We start from the raw sequence: 3645 nt of genomic DNA on the forward strand, positions 1-3645 counted from the left end.
CCACAGGGGTGATCATTCAACGGCAGAGCTTCAAGCAAACGCCGCAAGCAGATCCTCTTCAAAGGCCTTTTGCGCATCCCCCGGCACCTGTGCGCGATGGCGCGCCAGGTGGAACGCCACCTCGAAACTCATATCACCCTGGCGCACGGCACGGAGCAATCCTTTGTCTTCCCAGCTTTGGGCGAAGTGATCGGGCAAATACCCCACGTGCTTGCCGGACAGAATGAAGGCGAGGGTGCCTTCGACCTGCTCGGATCGCGCTGAACAGAGCTTCCCCTGAAACGGCTCATCGCTGCGCAGGAAACGATAGGGGTGATCGACCCGGTCGCAGGCCTGGAGCGCTTGATCGTCAGGTGCGTCATCGGTGAACAGCGGATGCCCGGAGGCGCAGTACAGGTGCTGGGTTTCGGTGAACAGTTCACGGTAGTCAAAAGCACGCTGCGCCTGTGAGAAATAGCCGATCGCCAGGTCCAGCCGTTGTTGCAGCAACAACCGCTCCATTTCRCCGGRCATCGCGCTGATCAACTCGATGCGCACCGATTCGTCACGTTCGCGAAAGCGTCGGATCGCCTCGGCCACCCGTTCCAGCACGGACTGATCAAGCGCTTCGGACAAACCCAGGCGCACTTCGCCGATCAAACGTTCGGCCACACCGTTGGATTGATGGCGGAACGCTTCAATGGATTGGAACAAGGCACGGGTGGCAACGAGCAACTGTTCACCCTTGGGCGTGATCTTGAACCCGCCCTTGCCGCGACTGCACAGGCGATAACCGAGCCGGGTTTCGAGCTTGGCCATCTGCTGGCTGATGCTCGACTGGCTCAGCCCCAGGTCACCCTGGGCCGCGCTGAAGCCTCCGTATTCCACCACGCTGACAAACAGGCGCAGCAGGTGCAGGTCCAGATCATGCAGTTGGCCGAGCATCAAACATTACTCCGCAATAAAGTCAGGATAACTAACTTGGTATTTTTTCAATGTAACCGACGACGCATCCTGCAACCACTTCCTCCAGTCAGGTGTTCGTCATGGCTCCGCTCTTCARGCTGTGTTTACCCGCGCTGTTCCTCGCCATGGCCGTGCCGGCCCAGGCTGAGGAAAAAGTCCTCAATCTCTACAGTTGGGCCGATTACGTGGCGCCCGAGACCTTGCAGCGCTTCGAAAAGGAAACCGGCATCCACGTGCGCTACGACACGTTCGATACGCCGGAAGTGCTGGAAACCAAACTGCTCACCGGCGGCAGCGGTTACGACGTGGTGGTGCCGTCGTCCAGCGTCCTGGCGCGCGGCCTGGCGGCGGGAGCGCTGAAGGAAATTCCTCACGATGGCCTCAAGGGGTACGCCAACCTACCGGGCGGCAGATCAACGATCTGGCCAATGGCAGCGTTTGCCTGGCACTGACCTACAACGGCGACGCGAGCATGGCCGCCGATCAGGCGCGCAAGGCCAATAAACCGTTCGAGGTGGCTTACCGCATTCCACGTGAAGGCACACTGGTGTGGCAGGACAACCTGGCAATTCCCAAGGACGCGCCGCACCCCGAAGCCGCCCGAGCCTTCGTCGAGTTCATGTTGCGCCCCGAATCCGTCGCTGCACTGACCAATACGCTGTTCTTCGCCACGGCCAATGAGGCGGCGACGCCACTGGTGGATGAGGCGGTGCGCAGCAATCCCGACATCTACCCGCAGGCCGTGGTGCGTGAGCGGCTGTATGCCGACCGCAGCATGAGCCTCAAGGACATGCGTCAGCGCACCCGCCTGTGGACCACTTTCCGTAGCCACCAATAAGCCAACAATAAGGAACACACCCATGGACGTCCCTGCACAGAACGATCAGGCCATGACCCGCGACAGTCTTTATGGGACTGCCGCCGAAAGCACCTACGCCGGTATCACCAGTTTCATGCGCCGGCGCTACAGCCGCGACTTGCGTGGCGTCGACGTGGTGGTCAGCGGCGTGCCGTTCGACACCGCCACCAGCAACCGTTCCGGGGCGCGTTTCGGACCACGCGGCATTCGGGCGGCGTCCACCGGGATCGCCTGGGAACGCCATTGGCCGTGGACGTTCGACCCGTTCGATCACTTGGCGGTGATCGACTACGGCGATTGCGCCTTCGATTACGGCGCGCCGCATTCGGTGCCGGAAAGCATTGAAGCCCACGCCGGGCACATCCTGGATAACGGTTGCGCGATGCTGACCTTCGGCGGCGATCACTTCATCAGTTATCCGCTGCTCAAGGCCCATGCCCGCCAGCACGGCCCGTTGTCATTGATTCACTTCGATGCCCATAGCGACACCTGGCCGGATGAAGAGGGCAAGCGCGTCGATCACGGCACGATGTTCTGGCATGCGGCCAGGGAAGGGCTGGTGGATCCGTCGCGCTCAGTGCAAATCGGTTTGCGCACCACCAATGACGATCATCAGGGCTTTCAGGTGCTGGATGCGCGGCAGGTTCATCGGCAAGGGTGCGAGGCGATTGTCGAGGCGATTCGTGCGCGGGTCGGTGATCACCCGGTGTATTTGACCTTCGACATCGACTGCCTCGACCCAGCCTTCGCGCCCGGCACCGGGACGCCGGTGTGCGGCGGCTTGAGCACGGTGCAGGCGCTGGAGATTCTCGGCGGCTTGCGCGGGATCAACCTGGTGGGGATGGACGTGGTGGAAGTGGCGCCGGCCTACGACCACGCCGACATTACCTCACTGRCTGCGGCGACCCTGGCCATGGAAATGCTGTGTTTGTATGCGGCCAGGCATAAGGTCGATCGGTAACAAGCCAAAATGTGGGAGCGGGCTTGTGTCTGGCGTTTCGCTACTGCCACTTTCTGACAGCAGCCTCTGCTAAGCTCCGGCGACTTCCAGCAAGGAGCCTGCCGACCGTGTCGCGAACCACTCGTTTACTGACCTTGTTACAAGTGCTACGCGGCAAAAGTCGTCCGGTGACTGCCGCGACATTGGCCAGCGAGCTGGAGATTTCCGAACGCACGCTGTACCGCGATATCGCTGAACTCACCGCACTCGGCGCGCCGATTTTTGGCGAGGCGGGGATCGGCTATGTGTTGCGCAGCGGTCTGTTTCTGCCGCCCTTGATGCTCAATGCCGATGAGACCGAAGCCATCGTGCTCGGTTTGCGCTACGTGGATCAGCGGGGCGATGAGGTGTTGAGCAAAGCGGCGGCCGATGCCCTGGCGAAAATCGCCGCGGTGCTCGACCCGACGGCCCAGGACGCCTTGCGCAACCCGACGGTGTTGCCGGGGCCGCCGGGTTATGGCTATCCGCAAAACGCCGTGCCGTTGAATGTGTTTCGCCAGGCCATCCGCGATCAGGCCAAGTTGCATATCGATTACGCAGACGCCAACCAAGTGCCCAGCCAACGGTTGATCTGGCCACTGGCCCTGGGGTTTCTCAATGAGGTGCGGATCATCGTCGCCTGGTGTGAGTTGCGCAGTGCCTATCGCACGTTCCGCACCGACCGGATCTCGGCCGCCAGTGAACAGGGTGAGCGCTATCCGGGGCGGCGCAGCGACCTGTTGCGCACCTGGCGCAAGCAGATGCAACTGGACGAAGCAGGGCGTTTCACTCCTGACAAGAACTGACACTGGCTTGTTTTAGCATGGCTCCAGAAACAACTCACAAGGAGCCGTAAACATGT

The 3645-nt window shown here is 61.4% G+C and carries 3 protein-coding genes and 1 pseudogene; 3 read left to right on the forward strand and 1 reads right to left on the reverse strand.

Annotated features, from left to right (window positions below):
- Positions 1–30: 30 nt before the first annotated feature.
- The gene (locus AC1DLB_RS27155; RefSeq protein WP_477786018.1) at positions 31–924 is read right to left on the reverse strand and encodes a LysR family transcriptional regulator; all 894 of its coding nucleotides are present in this window, start codon (positions 922–924) and stop codon (positions 31–33) included.
- Positions 925–1025: 101 nt separating this feature from the next.
- Between AC1DLB_RS27155 and AC1DLB_RS27160 the strand changes: the two are divergent.
- The 3 genes and pseudogenes from AC1DLB_RS27160 (at position 1026) to AC1DLB_RS27170 (ending at position 3589) form a co-directional block, all read left to right on the forward strand.
- Positions 1026–1783 (forward strand): annotated as a pseudogene (locus AC1DLB_RS27160) (extracellular solute-binding protein).
- A 22-nt stretch (positions 1784–1805) separates the two neighbouring features.
- Positions 1806–2765: an agmatinase gene (gene speB, locus AC1DLB_RS27165; RefSeq protein WP_477786019.1), complete on the forward strand. Its 960-nt coding sequence runs from the start codon at positions 1806–1808 to the stop codon at positions 2763–2765.
- A 107-nt stretch (positions 2766–2872) separates the two neighbouring features.
- Positions 2873–3589, forward strand: coding sequence for a helix-turn-helix transcriptional regulator (locus tag AC1DLB_RS27170; RefSeq protein WP_019579228.1), 717 nt, complete (start codon positions 2873–2875; stop codon positions 3587–3589).
- Positions 3590–3645 lie beyond the last annotated feature (56 nt).

Source organism: Pseudomonas sp. 05N434, from assembly GCF_056396965.1.